Here is a 19,841-nt window from a genome sequence, read left to right as displayed (position 1 = left end):
AAAAAAACCGCTTTTATAAGCGGTTTTTTTATCAAGAACTGTCACTCAATGCGCATGACCGCCGCCCGCTCCAGTTTTCGGCCGCGGGCAAAGCCAAATGATCAAGGCCGCTGTAATAAAAATAAATGACAGCAATAAAAACACATGATTGGCTGACAAGGTCAGCGCCTCTTTATCCACCAGGCTGGAAATATAACCCTGTATGGCTTCGCTGCTCATGCCCTGCTGCTGCAGCGCAGCTTTAGCATCCTCCGTATGCAGACTGCCGACCATCTCACTGCGCGCTAGCTTAGTATGATCATCCCAAATGGTCACCGCAATGGATGCACCGATAGCGCCCGCCATGGTTCTTAAGAAATTCATTAAGCCTGCCGCAGATGCCAACTCCTGCGGCTTGACTGCGGACATCGCCATATTGGACAAGGGAATAAAGAAAAACGGCACAGCAAAACCCTGCAGAATTTGCGGCAAAGCCAGTGCAAAGAAATCGGCATCGGTCGTCCAAAAGGCGCGCATTAGCGTCACCCCGCCCAATATGCTTAAGCCGAAACTTGCCAAAGCGCGCTGGTCATATTTGGTCGCCAGTTTTGCCACCAAAGGCGACATGGTCAAACTGCCAAAACCCATAGTTGCCGTGAGATAGCCTGCCCACGTTGCTGTATAGCCCAAATTAATCTGCAGCCACTGCGGAATCAGCACAATACTGCCAAAGAATGCGCCAAAGCCCATGGCTAAAGCCAATACTGAAATCGTAAAACTCTTGTATCTGAAAATTTGAATATTGACCACAGGATGCCGTTCAGTCAGCTCCCATATGGTAAACACGATCAGGCCGATCAATGCCGTTAAAGCCAAGACCACAATAAATGGACTGTTGAACCAGTCGTGTTCATGGCCTAAATCCAGCATCAGCTGCAGCGCGCCAATCCATAGCACCAGCAGCATTAAACCGCCCATATCAATCTTCAGTTTTGCGGTTTCTGTTTCCGCTGGTTTCAGCAGGCGCATCGCAGCCATAGCGCAGATAATGCCCACTGGAATATTGATAAAGAAAATCCAATGCCAAGATAAATTATCGCTGATGGAACCGCCTAAGATTGGCCCTAAAATTGGCCCGACTACAGTGGTCATCGCCCACATGCCCATAGCCTGTGACTGCTTCTCTGGCGGGAAAATCCGCAGCAGCAGCATTTGGCTGAGCGGCATAATTGGCCCGCCAAACAGGCCCTGCCCAATTCGGCAAAACACCAGCATTTCCAAACTGGTCGACAAGCCGCAAAGCACTGAAAAGACTGTAAATCCAATCAAGCTGAGGGTAAATACTTTTACCCCGCCAAAGCGCCCTGCCAGCCAGCCGGTCAGCGGCACACAGATGGCTTCCGCCACGGCATAAGAGGTAATGACCCACGTACCCTGTGAGCTGGAAACCGCCAGACTGCCTGTAATATGGGTGACTGAAACGTTGGCGATGGTCATGTCCAGCACGACCATAAAGTTCGCCAGCGCCAGTACAAAAGCCGCCAGTATCAGCCGGCTGCCTTTTAGGTCGCCATAGGGAACATAAGTATTCATAGGCGATTACTTCGATGTCAGGTCAATTTTCGCTTCCATCGATAGGCCGACACGCAAAGGATGCTCAGCCAATTCTTTGGGGTCTAACTGAATACGCACCGGTAAACGCTGTACGACTTTAATCCAGTTCCCCGTCGCATTCTGCGCAGGAATTAAAGCAAAGGCTGAACCCGTACCGCCAGAAAAGCCAACCACAGTCCCTTGATATTCAACTGAATCGCCGTATAAATCTGAGGTCAGCGTGACTTTTTGACCCGGCTGCACGTTTTCCAGCTGGCTTTCTTTAAAATTGGCATCCACATACAGCTGCGATAAAGGCACAACAATCAGCAGCACGCTGCCCGGCGCTACGCGCTGCCCCACTTGTATTTTACGGCTGGTGACCACTCCGTCAAACGGCGCCTTGATTTGCGTACGCTCTAAATCCAGCAGCGCCTGCTCAACACGCGTTTGAGCCACTAAAACATCGGGGGCTGAGTTCTCATTGCTGCCTTGAATCAAAGCGTCATTCGCGGCTTTATTGCTTTGCGCCGCTTTTTGGCTAGACTTTGCCTGATTCAAGCCTGCTTGCGCAACATCTAAACTGGCTTTTGCCGTATTCACAGCGCTTTGCGCCGTACTGAGCTCTTCTTTGGAAATCGCGCCGGAAGCCGCTAATTGGCTGCGCCGCTGCAATTCATCCTGCGCTTTTCCGGCATCCGCCTGCGCTTTTGCCACTTGCGCTTCTGCGCTGTGAATCACATCATCGCTGACATAAATCTGCGAGTTTAAAGAATTGCTGTTTGCTGAGGTCTGCTTATACTGGCGCTTCGCTTTGGCCAATTCAGCTTGAGCCTGCGCAAGCGCAATTTTGGCGTCGCGGTTATCCACAACCACCAGCAGGTCGCCTTTTTTCACTTGATGCGTATCGCTAACCAAGACTTCTGCCACCTGCCCAGTCACCATCGACGTTACTGTGGCTGTTTCTGCACCGACATAGGCATTGTCCGTTGAAACTGAATGATTAAAAAATACTTTCCAAATCAAATATAAAATGACCGCAAGAATTACAATCAGCGCGACAAAACTTAAGCTTTTCTTGCGCTTGGCTTTTAATTCCTGATCGCTTGGCTGATCAGCAGTTTGAGAATCTGGCAGTGTGTTTGGAGCATCTGTCATTGATTTTTCCTAAATCCAACAGACTTGGTCAGACGGCATCACGCTTGCCTCACGCAAGAAAACGGACATTTTTGTCCTCAATGGTGTCGATGAGAAAGTCATTTCTTTTTAAATTTGACGCATTTTATAGCGAGATCATCATCTGTTGAGAATATAAATGTAACTGGTCAGTCTTTTTCTGCCAACAGCATCCAATTTTCATTGAATGCTGTAAATTATGATTGATTTAGTTGAGTTCAAAATTAATACGCATAAGATGCGATGGCCGTCGCGATCGCTTTGCCTTCGTCATTCACCATGGTCATGCGCATCGTGCATCCTTTACGCCCTAAACGCAGTGTTTCCGCCCGAGCGCAGAAGTGCTCGCCGCGGCCTGGGGCTAAATAATCCACCCGCATATCCACCGTGGCTAAGCGCGAAACTTTTTTGCTGGTTTCAGCCAAATCTTCTGGCGCAGACTTGCGGTACAGCTCCGCCATGGCGGAAATGCCTCCAATGCTGTCCAAAAGGGTCGCCGCTACGCCGCCATGCAAAATCTGAAACGCCACATTGCCGATCAGATTTGCGCCCATTTCCACATGCGCTTCGACCTGGCCATCCACCACCCGCATCTGCATGCCGTTATGCAGGTAAAAAGGAGAACTGTTGAACGCTTGGCAAATTTTTTCCAGGATCATATTGATATCAATATCCGAGCCAGAACCGATATTGCCTGTCCAACTTTTTTCTGTACTGTTTGTTTCCGTACTGCCTGTCATCTGCTCGAATTCCTAAAACAAAAATCTATTACATTTCACCCAAAAGGCGATTCTGGGGCTACAATACCTGAAAGTTTAATACTGATCATTGAGATTGTTATGACCTATACGTTCAATCGTCCAGCATTTCCTGCCACCCGCATGCGCCGCATCCGCAAAAATGGCCAACTTCGCGCCATGGTTCGTGAAACACAGCTGACGGCCGACCATCTCATATACCCAGTATTTGTCCTGCCGGGGCAAAATCAAATCCAAGATATTCCAAGCATGCCCAATGTTCAGCGCTTATCTGCAGATCTGCTGCTGAAAAAAGCCGAACGGCTCATGGAATTAGGCGTATCCAAACTGGCGCTGTTCCCTGTAACGCCGCAGGAAGATAAAAGTCTAACGGCTGAAGCCGCTTGGCATGAAGATGGCCTGGTGCAGAATACCGTACGGCTGCTGAAAAAAGAATTGCCGGAAATGGTGCTGATTACTGACGGCGCGCTGGACCCTTATACTACGCATGGCCAAGACGGCATTGTTGATGATACCGGCTATGTGCTGAATGATGAAACCGTCGAATGCCTCATTAAACAGGCGCTGAGCCATGCCGAAGCAGGCGCGGATGTTGTTGCGCCAAGCGACATGATGGATGGCCGCATTGGCGCAATCCGTCAGGCTTTAGAGGCCAACGGCCACATTTATACCAATATCATGGCCTATTCCGCGAAGTACGCCTCCAGTTTCTATGGCCCGTTCCGTGATGCCGTCGGTTCATCCAGCAACCTGAAAGGCGGCAACAAATACAATTACCAAATGGATATCGGCAACCGTGCCGAAGCCCTGCATGAAATTGCGCTGGATATTCAGGAAGGCGCAGACATGGTGATTGTTAAGCCGGGCATGCCGTATTTAGACATCGTGCGTGAAGTTAAAGATACCTTTGGCATTCCAACGTTCGTGTATCAAGTGAGCGGTGAATACGCCATGCTCGCTGGCGCCATTCAAAACGGCTGGCTGTCTGACAATGTAATTATCGAATCGCTGATGAGCTGCCGCCGTGCAGGCGCTGACGGTATTTGGACTTATTTTGCAGAAGAAGCGGCGCTTAAACTGAAAGAGATGAAATAAGCAAACTGCTTAATTTTTTTTATAAAAAAGGCATCCAGTGAGATGCCTTTTTTATTGCTAAGAATCTAAGCTTTTCAGTCTGTGTTTTAGCGTTAATGCAAGTGTTTAAAACTTGTGGCTGTAGGCTAAACCTAGGATATTTTGACTCATTTTCAGATTCGCTTCGCCGCCGCCGAGCATTGCTGGAATTGAATTTTCACCCTTCACTTCTTTTTCCAGCGCATATGTATAAGCAATGCTGACGTCCTGATGCTCATCCAGCTGCCATGTGGCGCCCGCGCTTAAATGATCCTGCACCACCCCTGGCGCCAAAATATTCAAGAAAGTCTGATCTTTTTTAATGGGCTGATCATTGTGGCTATACCCGGCACGCAAGGTCAATTTAGGCGCTGCTTGATACGTTAGGCCTAACTTATAAATATTGATATCCTGCCAGCCAAAACCGGAACCTTGTGCAGAGCCCAGAGGCTGAGACAAATCTAAATCATTCCCCACCGATGCCACATCTGCATAATTGATGCGCTCTACATCTGCTGCAACCGCAAATGCAGGGGTTACCTGTACTGCTGCCCCAATGCCATAACTTTCAGGTACATCAAAGCCGCCATTTTCAGCAAATAAGCCGCGGTATTGGTCAAATTTATCCGCTCTAATCTTGGAAGAATATTTTGCGCCCAGCGTCAATTTTTCATCCAGAAACTTGCCCGACCAGCCAGCGCGGAAACCAATGCCCGTCGAAGAGTCTTTCCCATTGTTGCTTAAATTTCCGCCGTCCTGAGACAGCATCGCAAATCCTTGAATCCCTTTGCCTTCAAACTGCTGATATAAAATATTGGCCGCAACACCTAGCGATTGCGTTTCACTGTATTTCCACGCCACAGAGGGCGAGACAAACACTTGAGCCAAGTTGACGCCTGCTGTACCCGCATTGCCGAATTTTTCATAAGGGTTCTGCTTATAGCTGGTGTTCATGCCGCCATTGCCGTATATAGCGAAACCTAAAGCCACTTGATGATTCACCTGATGGCTGTAAGCGATTTCCGGGAGTACAAAATATTTACGGCCATTGCCGCTGTATTCGCCATTGGCTAGCGGACTGCCGGTAATTTCTGCAGACCGGTCTGGGGCAAATAGCGTTGCGCCGACATCAATACGCTGTCCTGCCCAGCTTAAACCCGCAGGGTTGCTGGCGATGCTCAAAGCATCATTGAAACTGGCTATTGATGTTCCCGCATTGCCCTGCGCTTTTACACCATAGCCATGCATGAAATATCCCGTTGTTGCGTTCGCGGCTGTACTGGCCAAGACGGCAAAAATGCCCGATGCTAAAGTGCGGTTCAACGTTTTATAAGCTGGTTTCATCATCAAGTTCTGTTAATCAATTAAGGAAATCATATTTTGTTAACAAAATTTTGTAATCGATTTTTTCGTGGCTTAGTTATCTATTAAATTCATAAAGAAGCTTTCAATTTCTCAGCATGTTTATCAGCCAAAGCAGTCGCCATAACGATTTTGATATGCTCTAATAAGCGCAAATTTTTAAAACAGCAACACGGAATGCATATTGCCATTATTGGTGCAGGCATTAGCGGCTTATTGTCTGCATTGGAACTGACCGAACAAGGCTGTTCCGTCGCTATTTTTGATCAGCAGTCTGCCGGTAAAGCAGCCTCATGGGCGGGCGGCGGCATTCTCTCCCCGATGTATCCTTGGCGCTATCCGCAAGCGGTCAATGACCTTGCCAAACACGGCAAAAGCCTATACCAAGCATGGAATGCCAAATTAAAGCCGATTTCAGCTATTGATTTTGAAATTCATGAAACGGGCATGCTGATTTTCGATGAAAATGATTTTGAAATTGGCTTGAATTATGCCGCTAAATATCAGGAACCCATGCAGCGCTGCGAATATCTGCAGCACGAACAGCTTGAGCAAATTAATCCACGCCTGTCAGAACAGCTGAAGCAGGCCATTTATTTTCCGCAGATTGCCAATGTGCGCAATCCGCGCCTGCTGAAGTCCATTATTGCGTACTTAAAACAGCATTCCAATGTGCAGTTTTTTGAAAATACCTGGATTGACCATTTCCAAATCCAAGCGCATAAAATTCAGTCGGTCCGCACATCTTGCGGCCAAAGCTTTGAAGCCGATCAATTTGTGATTGCGACCGGTGCATGGTCGGAGCATTGGTCAAATCAGCTGCATCTTTCTATTCCCGTGGAGCCTGTGCAAGGGCAAATGCTGCTGTTTAAAACGCCTGAAAACTGGCTGCCCACCATGTGCATGAATGAGGTGATGTACCTCATTCCGCGCGCAGACGGCCATATTGTCTGCGGTTCCAGCATGAATCATTTGGGGTTTGATAAGCGCCCGTCAACGCAAACACAGCAGAACATTTACAAAGCCAGTCTGGCCATGGTGCCAGAACTGTCCGATTTTCCTGTCGTCAAACAATGGGCTGGGCTGCGTCCGAGCTCTCCGACGGGAATCCCCTATATTGGCAAAATGCCCAATTTAGAGAACCTCTGGGCCAATTTTGGCCATTACCGAAATGGCTTGTGCATGGGGCCTGCGTCTGCGCAATTGCTGCGCCAGCTGATGCTGCAGCAGCCATTAATTGTTGAGCCGGCAGCCTATGATCCAGCTCGGCTGATGCAAACTGGGCACGCAAACGGCGGCATCAATCCCTCTTCAATTCCTTAGATGAATCTCTTCATCAAATGACGAAACATCCCGCACATCATTTTCAATGTTAGCGGGATGTTTGGTTCATATGGCAAAATTTTGAAGATCCGTTCTAAACACCAGCATGTATTTGCGATCAGCCCAGCAAATCCGCCAACGCTTCTTTCAGCGTTGGAAACTTAAATTCAAATCCGGCATTTTGCAGCGCACGCGGTTTGACATACTGCCCATTCAGCACCAGCTGAGACTGCTCTCCCAGCATCAGTTTCATGGCCCAAGCCGGAACTGACAGCAACGGCTGTTTTTTCAGCTGATGCGCCGCCAATGCGGCAAACTCTGACTGACTGTCCCGTTCTGGCGCAGTTAAATTAAATACTTTAGCTTCAAGCGGCTGGGTCATTAAAAATTCAATCGCCCGAAGCACATCCTGAATATGCACCCAAACCAAAGGCTGCCTGCCATGGCCAATTTTGCCTGCTAAATTCAGGCGGATTGGACGCAGCATTTGCGGCAATATTCCGCCTTTAGCCGACAGTACAATGCCCAAGCGGATAATCTTGGTGTTTTGATCCGTAAATTGCTGCGCTGCTTTTTCCCATTGCTGGCACAATTCAGACTGAAAGATCGTCTGCGGGTTCGACTCTTCTGTACAGGCGTTTTGCCATTTTTCATCGGCATCAATACCGTAATAGCCGACCGCTGAACCCGAAATAATACACTTGGGCACAATACGGCGCTGCGCTAAATACCGGTATAAGTTTTCAGTCGTTTTGACCCGGCTTTGGATCAGCTGCTGTTTACGCGCATCGGTCCAGCGCGCCTTGCCTATGCTTTCGCCCGCCAAATTAATCACATAGTCAATTTGATCGCTTTTCAGCTCATCCAGCTGCATAATCCACTGCATATCCGGATGGCGCGAAACTAAATTCTTTTGCCGGCTTAAACCAATCACGGCATAATCTTGCGACAGCAAATATTCAATCAGCCGCGTGCCGATAAATCCGCTTGCGCCTGTAATCAGTACCCGCTCTTTAAGCATGACGCCATCTCATTGTTATAAATATCTATCCTAGATATAAAATAAGATTTATTTGCATTCAAGTGCTTATTCGTGTCCAAACATCTTCACTGACATGCGTTTGGCTTGCGGCCCATAAAACCAGTATGTCAATACATATAGCGGAATAGCCAGCAGCAGCGCCATAATCAGCACAATGCTGAGAAATTGAGCCTGCTGCAGATAAAGCAGAAAATTCTGCCAAATTTCAGGATCTTGCATTGCAAAAATAGCAACACCTATAATTTGAAAAGCAATGTTGTAGCCCCAAAAAATCAAGGTATAGCCCATAGTCAGGCGCTTGCGTTCGGCCTGCGTAGGCGCGCGCTGATTCCGTTTTAAAAAGTGGAACAGCACCCAAATCATGGCCGCAAGATACGGAACAGCGGTTAAAATACCGCCGACACCAGCAGGCATTAACGCCGCCAGCACGCCGCAAATGCAGGTCAGCACCAAACAAATCAGAAAAAATATAATGAAATAGCGTTTTAAAGACATCTGAACGATGACCAGAGAAAAAAGATTAACAGCAGTATAAAAAAAAATGACTTTTTTTTCATTTTATTGTCAACCGATCTGCAGCCCTATGCGTTATATAGGTTACAAGGTCTGTAGCAACCGATGATTTGTACTGGCATCTACAATGTTTCGGTGACCTTTCTTAAAGCAATAAGCTTCATTTCAGATTTAAGTTTTGAACAGCAGCCACAGCTTAAATTTGAAATATTTTTTTTGACCAGCGATTTACTATCACTCGAATCGCTGGTCTTTTATTTTGTGCATGGGAAAATTTTGCATCACGCACGGTTTCCGCCTCTCCCCCAAACCGTCCAAAACATTGAAGTTCTGTGCAGACGCTTATGCCAAATCGGCAACATAACGGTTGCGCCCCAAACTTTTCGCCTGATATAAATTGGCATCCGCCAAACTTAAAAAGTTCATTTGACCGCTTTCTTCGCTCGGCAAAATACATTTTACGCCTAAACTCAAGGTCAGCTGATCCGACACGGGCGATGCCTTGTGCGGTAAAGCCGCAGCTTTGACTGCCCGCTGAATATTTTCCGCCATCTCTATCGCATTTTTTAAATTTGTTTCAGGCAAAACGATAACGAACTCCTCGCCGCCATACCGGGCGACCAAATCCCGCGGACGCATACAGCTGCTTTCCAACAGCTGCGCAATCTGCTGAATGCAAGCATCCCCCACAATATGGCCATTCACATCGTTATATTGTTTAAAATAATCAATGTCCGCAATAATTAAAGACAGCGGCTTTTGCACCCGGAGTGAATTCAGCCATTCGCGCGAATAATATTCATCAAATAAGCGGCGGTTCGCAACACCCGTTAAGCCATCCTTATAAGAATATTCTTCAAGCTTTCGCTGCATGGCTTTCAGCCGGTCTTCCTGACGCTTGCGCGCAGAAATATCAAACATAAAGCCGACTAAGCTGTCTACCTCGCCATTCGGCTTGCGCACCACATGCACAACATCGCGGATCCAGGTATATTCGCCATTGGTTTTCAAAGCCCGGTAATCGGCCTCATGATCCAGCCCTGCAATTGACTGAGACACGCAGTAATTAAAAACATGATCGCGGTCATCTTCATGCATGCGGTCAACCCAATCTTGAACGGACAGCCATGAATGCTGCGGCCAGCCCAGCAGTTTTTCAATCTGCGGTCCAATATAGCTAAACGTCTTGGTCTCCCAATCAATGCTCCATGGAATCGCTAAAGTCGACTCAATGAGGGTTTTATAAATCATGTCATTCGACATTTTTTCTGAATCAAAAGGATAGTTCGTCATATTTCGGCCTGGCGCTGATTTGCACTTTTTGTAATAAGCTAAATTCTTATGATATTTACAGAAAAAAACTGCTTTTTTCTTTACCCATGATCAACCCACTAAGCATCTGGCTTTAGCTTATATTAATACAATGCCTAGAATAACACTGCATGTTTTTCACACAATAAAGCAACATTACGTCATATGTCAAAATTCAAAAAAATGCTTTAATTTTTTAATGATAAACCACGTTATTTCAGCGCAGCGCTGCCATGCTGAACAGCAAACAGCAGAAGAATCGGTCTAATGGTTTTATGCATATGCGGCGGCAAAACCATCATGAGGGTCTAGAATGAATCAGCTCTGTTATTTTGAAATCCAGTCATCTAATCCGTCTCGCGAGATGAAATTCTATCACGGGGTTTTTGGCTGGAATTTCACGAAAGTTGAAGGCTTGCCCATTGAATACTATCAAATTGAAACGGCAGCAATGCATGGCGGATTATTAGCGCGTCCAGCGCCCGTTCCGCCAACCCATTGCGGCACGAATGCCTTTACCTGCTCCTTTGAAGTGGAAGATTTTGATGCGGCGGCAGAAAAAATCTTGGCTTTAAATGGAAAAATTGCGATGGAAAAATTCGCCATTCCCAGCAAATGCTGGCAAGGCTATTTTCTTGACCCTGATAACAATACATTTGGACTGGTTCAAGTGGATGCAAATGCAAAATAAAAAGCCGGCTGCAGCAGCCCAGCTGATGCTGCCTATCCCTCACATATTGAGATGGAAATCATTTTCCAGACACAGCATGCCGCGCTGCAATGTTCTTGCATCTCGAATCAATGAAATTATGCTAAGTTATACAGGGCATTTTAAACACTTGAGTTCACATGACTGTACGCTTTTTTCATACATCCGACTGGCATTTGGGGCAATTCTTTTATAACCATTCCCGTCAGTATGAACATGAACAGTTTTTGGCATGGTTACTTAAACAAATACAGCAAAAACAGCCGCATGCCCTACTCATTGCCGGTGACATTTTTGATGTCATCAATCCTGCATCCGCTGCGCAAAAACAGCTCTATCAGTTCTTAGCAGACGCGCATGACATTGCCCCCAATATGCAAACCTTGATGATTGCAGGCAATCATGACTCTGGATACCGCATTGAACAAGTTGAGCCCTTGCTTGAAAAATACAATGCCAAAACAGTCGGGGTCATTCATAAAAATGCAGAGGGTCATATCGACTTAGACCGATTGCTGGTGCCCATTTATGATGAACATAAAAAAATTGCCGCCTGGTGTTTAACCCTGCCGTTCCTTCGGCCCGCTGAAATTACAGGATTTAATGAACAAACCGCCAGCAGCCAAAATGCCATTGCCTACCTGCACCAGCAGCTGATCGCGGAAGCGAAAAAGCGCAAAACAGCGGATCAGGCGCTGATTTTAATGTCACATGCCCATATGCAGGGCGGCGAAACATCTGACTCGGAACGCCCCATTATTATTGGCAATGAAGAAGCCCTTTCGACAGCGCTTTTTGATGATGTCATTGATTATGTGGCGCTGGGCCATTTGCATAAGCCTCAGAAAGTTGGACAAGAGCACATTCGATATAGCGGCTCACCGATTCCGCTGTCTTTTAGTGAAATCAACTATAAGCATCAAATAGTTGCAGTCACCATTGATCCAACTCAGACAGATGAGTCACGCCTTCAATTTGAAGCCGCTGCTATTCCGCGCAGTGTGCAACTGCATAAAATTAAAGGTGAATTGAATGATGTCTTTACTCAATTAAAAGCCTTGCCGCATGGTGAAATTGACAATATTGACCATCGTGAATATGTCGATATTGAATATCATACGGCTGTACCGCCGCAGCCCAATTTGCGTCAGCAATTTGAGGATGCCCTGCCGAAAGGCCGTTACCGTCTGGTGCGGATTTCACGGCAATATTTAGCTTCAGAAAAAAGTGGCGATGAAAATACTCAAATCAGTTTAGAACCGCCGACCCCTGCAAAGCTCTTTCAGCAAATTTGGGAGAAACAAGGTTATTCAAATGATGATGAAGTGTTGAAAGACTTTCTCTACCTGGTGCAGGAAGCTGAAAAAACACTTGAAAATGAGCATGAGGCTTAAGGATTTGCCATGAAAATTTTATCAATCCGCATAAAAAACTTGGCATCGCTTTCCGGTGAACATTTTATCGACTTTGAATCTGAGCCTTTGGCCTCAGCAGGCTTGGTGGCGATTGTCGGCAAAACAGGGGCAGGCAAATCGACCATTTTAGACGCCATGTGCCTCGCGCTCTTCAATAAAATTCCACGTTTAAAGGACAGTGACGGCAAACTGCAGGATGTGGATGGTTCAGAGCTTTTAACCAATTCCCCCCTCACCGTGCTGCGCCGCGGCACGGCGCATGGCTTTGCAGAATTGACCTTTATTGCACAAGATCAAAAACAGTATTTAGCCCGCTGGGAAATTAAACGTTCGCGTGAAAAAGCCGATGGCAAATTACAGAGTGTGCAGCGCTATTTAAAATGCCTGACCGATGGCGTCGTCGTGGCGGATAAAGCCAAAGCCGTTGATGCCGGCATTTTAAAAATTACCCAATTGAGCTTTGAGCAATTCACCCGGGCGGTACTGCTGGCGCAGTCTGAAGTCACGGCTTTTTTAAAAGCCCGTGACAATGAACGCGGTGAATTATTGGAATATCTGACCAACTCTTCAATTTTTGGGAAAATTGGTGAGTTGGCCTTTCGAAAAACAGCCGATATTGCAAAGCAGCGCAAAGATTTAGAAAACTTGCTAGGGCATATTGAATTATTGTCAGAGAAGCAAGTCGCTGAATTCACAGCTCAGTTGCAAAAAGCGGATGCTGAACATCAGAAATTGAATACGGATAAATCACAGCTTGAAAAACAGCAGCAATGGTTTGACCGAAAGCAAAAATTGGATCGTGAGATCCTTCTCAAACAGCAGCTTGTCAATATTCAGCTCAAAACGCAACAGGAATTGGTCCCGGAACGTGAACGTTTAAGCCGCCTGGAAATATTTTCAAGCATTCGCCCCACTGTGTTTCAACAGCAGCAATTGCTTAAAACAGAGCAGCAACTTGCCCCGCAAATTCAGAAAAAGCAGCAGATTTTTGACAGCATTCAAAGCCAATTTGAAACTGAAAAATCACGTTTTACCCAAGCTGAAACAGCATTCACTGAACAGCAAAACTTTGAAAACATTTATCGTGAATCGCTAAGCGTAGTTCGCAAATGTGTTCAGGAACGTGATTTTTTTGCAGGTGAATATAAAAAAATCAGTGCAAAACTCACTGAATTAGAAACAGCCAAAGCACCTTTGTTAACGCAGCAACAAACGCTAGAACAGCAGATTCAGCATGCAAATCAACAGCAAAATACCTTGCATCAACAGCTTGCAGAAACTCAACAATTTTCCAGTTTGGATAAGGGCTTAACTGCTCATATACAACAATTAGAGCAATTTATTCAGCAATATCAAAACATTGAAAATCAATTAGGCAATGTGGCGCAGGCTGAGAATCGTTTAGCCGAGCAAAAGCATCAGCTCGCACAATCTATTCAGCAATTTGGCAATATTGAACAGCTTGAAGGCCTGCTTGAGCAGGCCCGCCAGCAGCGTGATTTTAAAATCAGTCAGCGCAATCAGCAGGATGTGGTTCGGCAAAATTTGACGCATTTTTTTGATTTACAGATGGATATTCAACTGCTTCAAGATAAATTAGCGGCTGCATCGGTCAAATTGCAACAGCTTGAAAAAAGCACACTGGATGCTGAACATGATTTTCATGCCGCCAAAGATGCACGTTTAAAACTGCAAGAAATCCTGCAGCAGCAGCGCTTACTGCATGCTGAAAATGTTGAACATTTACGTGCAGAACTGAAAGATGATGAACCTTGTCTAGTCTGCGGAAGCACTTCACATCCGTACAAAGTGGATGATTCTGCTGTGTCTAAAGCGCTGTTTGAATTACAGCAGCAGCAAGAACAGCAAGCGGCATTCAAAGAGCAAGAATGTTTAAACATCTGGCAGCAGAGTCAACAGCATTTAACCAAGCTGGCCAGCGAATTGGAACAATTCAAAGTTTCGATTCAAAGCGCTGCGGATAAAATTTCCACCGCACAAAAAGCATTACTTGAACAAACTCAAACTGCCCATATCCACATTGATTTTGCTCTCACTCAAGCTGAAATTACAGCGCAATTGAATCATCTCGCTGCGCAATTCCAGACTGATCTTCAACAGATTGAATTGCAGTCAAATCAGTGGATGCAAAGCATTAAGCATCAGCAGCAACTGGATAAAGCAATTCAACAGACTGAACACCTGATTCAAACCGCACAGCATTGGCAGAACCAAGTTCAACATATTGTCGCTTGTTTCAACGATGGCGAAAAAACGGCTTGGCAACAGCAGAGCGTTGCGGCAGCTCAACAGGTTTTGAACCAACTCAAACAGCGTCTTCATCAACTTGATCAATCAGAACGGCAGTCCAAACAGCTCGACCTTCAAAATCAGCAGCTTAAAACGCTGCGGCTGAATATTGAAAATACGGCACAGCACATTGCCGATACTGTGCAAGGCCTGAATGAAATCAAAGCCCAAGGACAGCAAAATACAGAAACAGCCATTCAATTGATTCAGCGAATGACGGGATTGGCAGATGTAAAACCCAATGACTGGCTGACTCAATATGATAGCAATCGTCAGCAGGCTCAAAACCTTTATCAGCAACTGAAGCAAAGTTTTGAGCGACTGCGTCAGCAATTTGAGCAAGAGAAGAGTCAGCTTGAACAGCTTAAAGCGCAGCAGCAGCAGAATCAAAATCATGCGCAGCACGTCAGCCAAGAGATCCAGCACTGGCTGGCTCAGCATACTGATTTTAACCTTGAGGGTTTAGCGCAATTGGCTCAGATCAGCCCGGCTCAGGAACAGCAAATCCGCCAGCAACTGCAAAATGCTGAACGCTTATTGAATGAGGCAAGTTCTGCATTAAGAACCATGCAAGAGCAGCAAACCGAACATGCGGCGCATCAGCCTGAAATTGATTTAGCGCAATTGCTGCAGCTGATTTCAGACAATGCTGCAATGCTAAGTGCGCAACTGGAAATTCGGGATCAGCTCAAACTTAAACTTGAGCTGCATCAGCAGAATGTGGCAAAGCAACAGCAATTTGCCAATCAGATTCAGAAAATCCAGCAGGAAGAACACCGCTGGGGCAAAATCTCTGGATTAATGGGAGATGCCGCAGGTAAAAAATTCCGTGATTATGCGCAGCAATATAATTTGGATATTTTACTGGAACACGCCAATCAGCAATTGGCTATGCTGTCACAGCGCTATACTTTAAAGCGTTTAGAAAATTCGCTCAGTTTAGCGATTATTGACCATGATATGGATGGAGAAACCCGTTCCGTGGCCTCACTGTCTGGCGGCGAATCCTTCCTCACCGCCCTTGCCCTGTCTTTGGCAATTGCCAATATGGCGTCGGGTTCAATGAAAATTGAATCACTGTTTATCGATGAAGGTTTTGGCACCTTAGACGCCTCATCCCTGCATATGGTGATGAATGCACTCGATCAACTGCAGAATCAAGGCCGTAAAGTGGTGCTGATTTCCCATATTCAGGAGATGCACGAACGGATACCTGTGCAGATTCAGGTGCGGCCATTGGGCGCAGGCGCCAGCACCATTGCGGTGGTGTGCTGATCTGGCGCGGCCAAATCTGCACAGGCCATGACAATCAAGCGCTTAATCTGCAGGAAACGCATTCGGCGCAGGCGCATATTGTCCTTCCGGCTGCGCAGCGCCGCGCGGTGCATTCAATTCATATACCGCGGTGCCAATCACGCCAGTGTTATAAATAGAACCATTGGCCGAATTGGCAGCATAAGAATCTTTAGGCTTGCTGAAGGTAAAAGAAGCCACTGCAGCATTGCTTTTACGGAAGCCTTCGATAGCCAAACTGCTGTAGGGCCGAAGCACATAGCCGCTGTTGTAGCGTGACGCCCTTTGGCCGTTAATCACATCCAGCCCATCCACACTGGCAACAATTTCATAGGTTTGCGCACTGCTGTTGCTGTATTTCAGTACGTAGCTTTGCCCCTCGCGGGCCGACAGAAAATACTGCTGGCCATCGCGGTACAGCAGCAAAGTGCGCCCGCGGTCATCCACCACAGAAAAACTGATTTTGCCGGAAGCTAAAGAAATGCTGTTAATGCCGCGCCCTGAAAACGGCTTGTCCGCATAGCGGATTTGCGTCTCAGCAATTGGCGCAGCGCTCAGCCGCTTCAAATTCACTTGAGTAATGGGAATTAATATCATCGCCCCATTTCGTCCCTAGGCGCTGTTCAGTCAAAATACGGCTGTTGCCTGAAGATAGCGACGCACGGCTGGCTGCAGGCTGTGCCAAATCAGCACTGGCCATTTCTGATGCGGCTTGCATACTCTGTGATGCATCACTTGGGGATTGCACCGCCGTGGAACTGCAGGCCGTTAAAATCAGCATAAAAATGCTGGAGAGAATGCTCCATAGTTTCATTTGAATCCGTGTCATCGCGCTGGCCTTTATTAGAATATTTATAAGCACCAGTATACGGGTATCAGAAAGCCAATGACGCAGCAAATTGTTGATTTATGCAAAGCCCCTGTAAAGCAGCAGGCAAGATCTTATTGCCTGCTGCCGTTCTGCGGCAGCGCTATTGAAACCGATGGCGGCGTTAAGCCAATTTCCGCAGCGTTAAAATCTGCTCACTGCGGCCAAAAGGGCCATTCACATCATGTAAAACCGAACTGCTTAAGCCGATGCCATCATCGCCATATTGCTGTACAGTTTCCAGCCCAAGCCATTGTCCCTTTGGCATACGGTGCAAATGAATCTGCAAATCCAGATTCGGAAAGCCCCATTTAAACGGCCAATCCTGTCTTGGCACAATACCGTTGGCCGTATCCACCAGGCCCATCAAGCGCACAAAATCGGAACTGCTTTCACCTTCAATCATTTCATGCTGGGTGCGGATCCAAACAATGCCCTTGCCTGCACGCCGCTCATGGCTGCGCGCTTCAATTGATTGTATATAGCCGCCCGGCCACTGGTGAATTCCTTCCCAAATTGGCGCATGCTCAGGCCCTTCCACACACATATCTTCCAGCCCTTGAACACTTTGACTGTCCTGCATCATCATGCGCCAAGTGCGCGCCGCAATGCAGACTTTCCCTTGCGCACTCATCTCAGATTCAATCAATTCAATTGTTTTTCCCGGACGGATCACTTTAGTTCGAATGCTGAACTCCCCTGCTGGAATCAGGCCGAAAATATCCAGGCTGATGCGGCCGATGCGCATGTCATTGCGCGGAAAAAAACGATCCAGTTCAGCACAGATAATTCCGGTTGCAGGCGCCATATGCTGCTCGTGTTCATTCCACGCGCCCTGCGCAGAGAGGGTCGAACAGTATAATGCCGCGACAGTTCCATCGCTTTCCGTTTCTCTTTGAATTAATTGATAATAAGCGGCCATGAACCTTCCTTTTGTTCTGCAAATTGAGTCATTTCATCTTCAGAAGATCAAGCAATCTAACGCCGGATCCTGCCTGTTTTGTACGCAACTTTTATGGAAAGTTCAACTTTTAAAGCCGAAATTGAACCCGCAGGTTCTATTCATTGATAAATAGTTCCTGCCGCGCCTGATGTATTTTCAATCTGTGATACAGCCCAAAAAGCGCTGAATCATCTCCTTATCAGCAACTTTTGGGTCAATGGTTATTAAATGAGGTTCATTTGCGGCAGCCTGTTTTTATCAAAAAATCAGGCCTGCTTGGAATAATCGCGGACGCCAAACAGCGCTGTGCCGACACGCACCATGGTTGAACCGGCGGCGATCGCCTCAGCCATATCGCCTGACATCCCCATGCTTAAGGTATCCCAGTCTTCAGGATGCGCATGCTGGTCTTTCACGAGGTCGAATAATTGACGCGTATCGGCAAAAGCTTGCAGATTATTTGGCGCCGGAATCACCATCAAGCCGCGTAAGCGCAAATGCGGCAGCTGGCTGATCCGGGCAACCAGTTCTGCAGCGTCAGCGGGCTGGCAGCCATCTTTGCTGTCTTGCGCATCAATGTTCACCTGCAGACAAATATTTAAAGGCTCCTGCGAAACATCACGCTGGCTAGATAGGCGCTCAGCAATAATCAAGCGGTCAACGCCATGCACCCAGGCAAATTTTTCGGCCAGCTGCTTGGTTTTATTGCGCTGCACATGGCCGATAAAATGCCATTCAATGTTTAAATCTGCCAGCGCTTCTATTTTTTCCAAAGCTTCCTGCAAATAATTTTCACCAAAAGCGCGCTGGCCCGCAGCATGCATTTCCCGCAGCATTTCACTCGGATGCGTCTTGGACACAGCCAGCAGCTGCACCGTCTGCGCATCGCGTCCAGCCTGCGCGCAGGCCTGCCGAATCTGGCACAGGACCTGATCTCTTGCTTGTTGAAGTGTATTCATTGACGGGGTTCTCATTTCATTCATCTTTTTTTTCTTTGCCCTTTAACTAACAGTTGGTTAAGCTGAGGGAAAGCCTTATTATTCTATCAAAATAATTAAGATTTAAACGTTCTCGGGGATATTATGGACATTACAGAATTACTGGCATTTTCGGCCAAAAATGGTGCATCCGATTTGCACTTATCGGCAGGCATGCCGCCGCTGATCCGTGTCGATGGCGAAGTCCGCCGCATTAATTTACCGGCTTTGGAACATAAAGAAGTTCACAAACTGGTCTACGACATTATGAATGATAAGCAGCGCCGGGATTTTGAAGAAAAGCTGGAAACAGACTTTTCTTTTGAAGTGCCCGGTGTTGCCCGTTTCCGTGTCAACGCATTCAACCAAAACCGCGGCGCAGGCGCGGTATTCCGGACCATTCCGTCAAAAGTCCTTTCTATGGAAGACTTAGGCATGGGCCAAATCTTTAAGGATATCTGTGAATATCCGCGCGGCATTGTGCTGGTTACAGGGCCAACGGGTTCCGGTAAATCAACCACCTTGGCAGCAATGATGGACTATATCAACGACAACCGTTATGACCATATTCTAACCGTCGAAGATCCTATCGAATTTGTGCATGAATCAAAAAAATGCCTGATCAACCAGCGTGAAGTCCACCGTGATACCCATGGGTTTAACGAAGCGCTCCGTTCAGCATTGCGTGAAGACCCCGATATTATCCTGGTCGGCGAGATGCGTGACCTTGAAACGATCCGCTTGGCTTTAACTGCCGCGGAAACAGGCCACTTGGTCTTCGGCACCCTGCATACCACCTCTGCTGCCAAAACCATTGACCGTGTGATTGACGTTTTCCCAGCTGAAGAAAAAGATATGGTTCGTGCCATGCTGTCAGAATCCTTGCAGGCGGTTATTTCACAAACGCTACTGAAGAAAAATGGCGGCGGGCGTGTTGCTGCGCATGAAATCATGATCGGTATTCCAGCCATCCGAAACTTGATTCGTGAAAACAAAGTGGCGCAAATGTATTCGGCCATTCAGACAGGTGCAAACTACGGCATGACAACGCTGGATCAAAGCTTAAAAGGCTTAGTCTCCAAAGGCATCATCAGCCCACAAGTTGCGCGTACAGCTGCAAAACAGCCTGAATCTTTCCTATAAGCATAATAATACT

The 19,841-nt window shown here is 46.9% G+C and carries 15 protein-coding genes and 1 pseudogene; 6 read left to right on the top strand and 10 right to left on the bottom strand.

Annotated elements, in window-relative coordinates:
* Positions 1–45: 45 nt before the first annotated feature.
* From JZ784_RS00690 to JZ784_RS00680, 3 genes are all read right to left on the bottom strand, one after another.
* Complete coding sequence (locus tag JZ784_RS00690) at positions 46–1,572, bottom strand: DHA2 family efflux MFS transporter permease subunit (RefSeq protein WP_346313439.1); 1,527 nt, start codon at positions 1,570–1,572, stop codon at positions 46–48.
* Between the two features lie 6 nt (positions 1,573–1,578).
* On the bottom strand, positions 1,579–2,730 hold the full coding sequence (locus JZ784_RS00685; protein ID WP_346313438.1) for an HlyD family efflux transporter periplasmic adaptor subunit: 1,152 nt from the start codon (positions 2,728–2,730) through the stop codon (positions 1,579–1,581).
* A 242-nt stretch (positions 2,731–2,972) separates the two neighbouring features.
* A complete protein-coding gene (locus JZ784_RS00680) occupies positions 2,973–3,488 on the bottom strand; it encodes a thioesterase family protein (RefSeq protein ID WP_130147259.1) in 516 nt (171 codons plus the stop codon).
* Between the two features lie 99 nt (positions 3,489–3,587).
* On the opposite strand from JZ784_RS00680, the gene hemB reads away from it, so the two are divergent.
* Entirely contained in the window at positions 3,588–4,601 is a 1,014-nt protein-coding gene (gene hemB / locus JZ784_RS00675) for a porphobilinogen synthase (protein WP_219191040.1), read from the top strand.
* A gap of 105 nt (positions 4,602–4,706) precedes the next feature.
* Here the strand turns inward: hemB and JZ784_RS00670 are convergent, their stop codons facing one another.
* The gene (locus JZ784_RS00670; protein WP_346313437.1) at positions 4,707–5,966 is read right to left on the bottom strand and encodes an outer membrane protein transport protein; all 1,260 of its coding nucleotides are present in this window, start codon (positions 5,964–5,966) and stop codon (positions 4,707–4,709) included.
* Positions 5,967–6,158: 192 nt separating this feature from the next.
* Between JZ784_RS00670 and thiO the strand changes: the two genes are divergently transcribed.
* Positions 6,159–7,304 carry a glycine oxidase ThiO gene (gene thiO / locus JZ784_RS00665; protein ID WP_346313436.1) on the top strand — a complete coding sequence of 382 codons (1,146 nt, stop codon included), beginning with the start codon at positions 6,159–6,161 and terminating at the stop codon, positions 7,302–7,304.
* 118 nt (positions 7,305–7,422) lie between these two features.
* Here the strand turns inward: thiO and JZ784_RS00660 are convergent, their stop codons facing one another.
* The 3 genes from JZ784_RS00660 to JZ784_RS00650 form a co-directional block, all read right to left on the bottom strand.
* The gene (locus tag JZ784_RS00660) at positions 7,423–8,325 is read right to left on the bottom strand and encodes a TIGR01777 family oxidoreductase (protein ID WP_346313435.1); all 903 of its coding nucleotides are present in this window, start codon (positions 8,323–8,325) and stop codon (positions 7,423–7,425) included.
* A 66-nt stretch (positions 8,326–8,391) separates the two neighbouring features.
* Positions 8,392–8,841, bottom strand: a complete 450-nt coding sequence (locus JZ784_RS00655) for an ABZJ_00895 family protein (protein WP_346313434.1) — start codon at positions 8,839–8,841, stop codon at positions 8,392–8,394.
* A gap of 360 nt (positions 8,842–9,201) precedes the next feature.
* A complete protein-coding gene (locus JZ784_RS00650; protein WP_346313433.1) occupies positions 9,202–10,152 on the bottom strand; it encodes a sensor domain-containing diguanylate cyclase in 951 nt (316 codons plus the stop codon).
* Between the two features lie 331 nt (positions 10,153–10,483).
* Between JZ784_RS00650 and JZ784_RS00645 the strand changes: the two genes are divergently transcribed.
* From JZ784_RS00645 to JZ784_RS00635, 3 genes are all read left to right on the top strand, one after another.
* Entirely contained in the window at positions 10,484–10,861 is a 378-nt protein-coding gene (locus JZ784_RS00645) for a VOC family protein (RefSeq protein ID WP_346313432.1), read from the top strand.
* 158 nt (positions 10,862–11,019) lie between these two features.
* A complete protein-coding gene (locus tag JZ784_RS00640; protein WP_346313431.1) occupies positions 11,020–12,273 on the top strand; it encodes an exonuclease SbcCD subunit D C-terminal domain-containing protein in 1,254 nt (417 codons plus the stop codon).
* A 9-nt stretch (positions 12,274–12,282) separates the two neighbouring features.
* A complete protein-coding gene (locus JZ784_RS00635; protein ID WP_346313430.1) occupies positions 12,283–15,879 on the top strand; it encodes an AAA family ATPase in 3,597 nt (1,198 codons plus the stop codon).
* A gap of 42 nt (positions 15,880–15,921) precedes the next feature.
* Here JZ784_RS00635 and JZ784_RS00630 read toward each other — a convergent pair.
* The 3 genes and pseudogenes from JZ784_RS00630 to JZ784_RS00620 form a co-directional block, all read right to left on the bottom strand.
* Positions 15,922–16,726 (bottom strand): annotated as a pseudogene (locus JZ784_RS00630) (hypothetical protein).
* Between the two features lie 163 nt (positions 16,727–16,889).
* Positions 16,890–17,687, bottom strand: a complete 798-nt coding sequence (locus JZ784_RS00625) for a thioesterase family protein (RefSeq protein WP_346313429.1) — start codon at positions 17,685–17,687, stop codon at positions 16,890–16,892.
* Between the two features lie 287 nt (positions 17,688–17,974).
* Complete coding sequence (locus JZ784_RS00620; protein WP_346313428.1) at positions 17,975–18,667, bottom strand: YggS family pyridoxal phosphate-dependent enzyme; 693 nt, start codon at positions 18,665–18,667, stop codon at positions 17,975–17,977.
* Positions 18,668–18,790: 123 nt separating this feature from the next.
* Here JZ784_RS00620 and JZ784_RS00615 point away from each other — a divergent pair, with 123 nt between their 5' ends.
* Positions 18,791–19,828, top strand: coding sequence for a type IV pilus twitching motility protein PilT (locus tag JZ784_RS00615; RefSeq protein ID WP_005011739.1), 1,038 nt, complete (start codon positions 18,791–18,793; stop codon positions 19,826–19,828).
* Positions 19,829–19,841 lie beyond the last annotated feature (13 nt).

It is taken from the genome of Acinetobacter sp. CWB-B33, from assembly GCF_039655955.1.
Classification (GTDB): Bacteria; Pseudomonadota; Gammaproteobacteria; order Pseudomonadales; family Moraxellaceae; genus Acinetobacter; species Acinetobacter bouvetii.
This window is presented reverse-complemented; position numbering and strand designations above follow the sequence as displayed.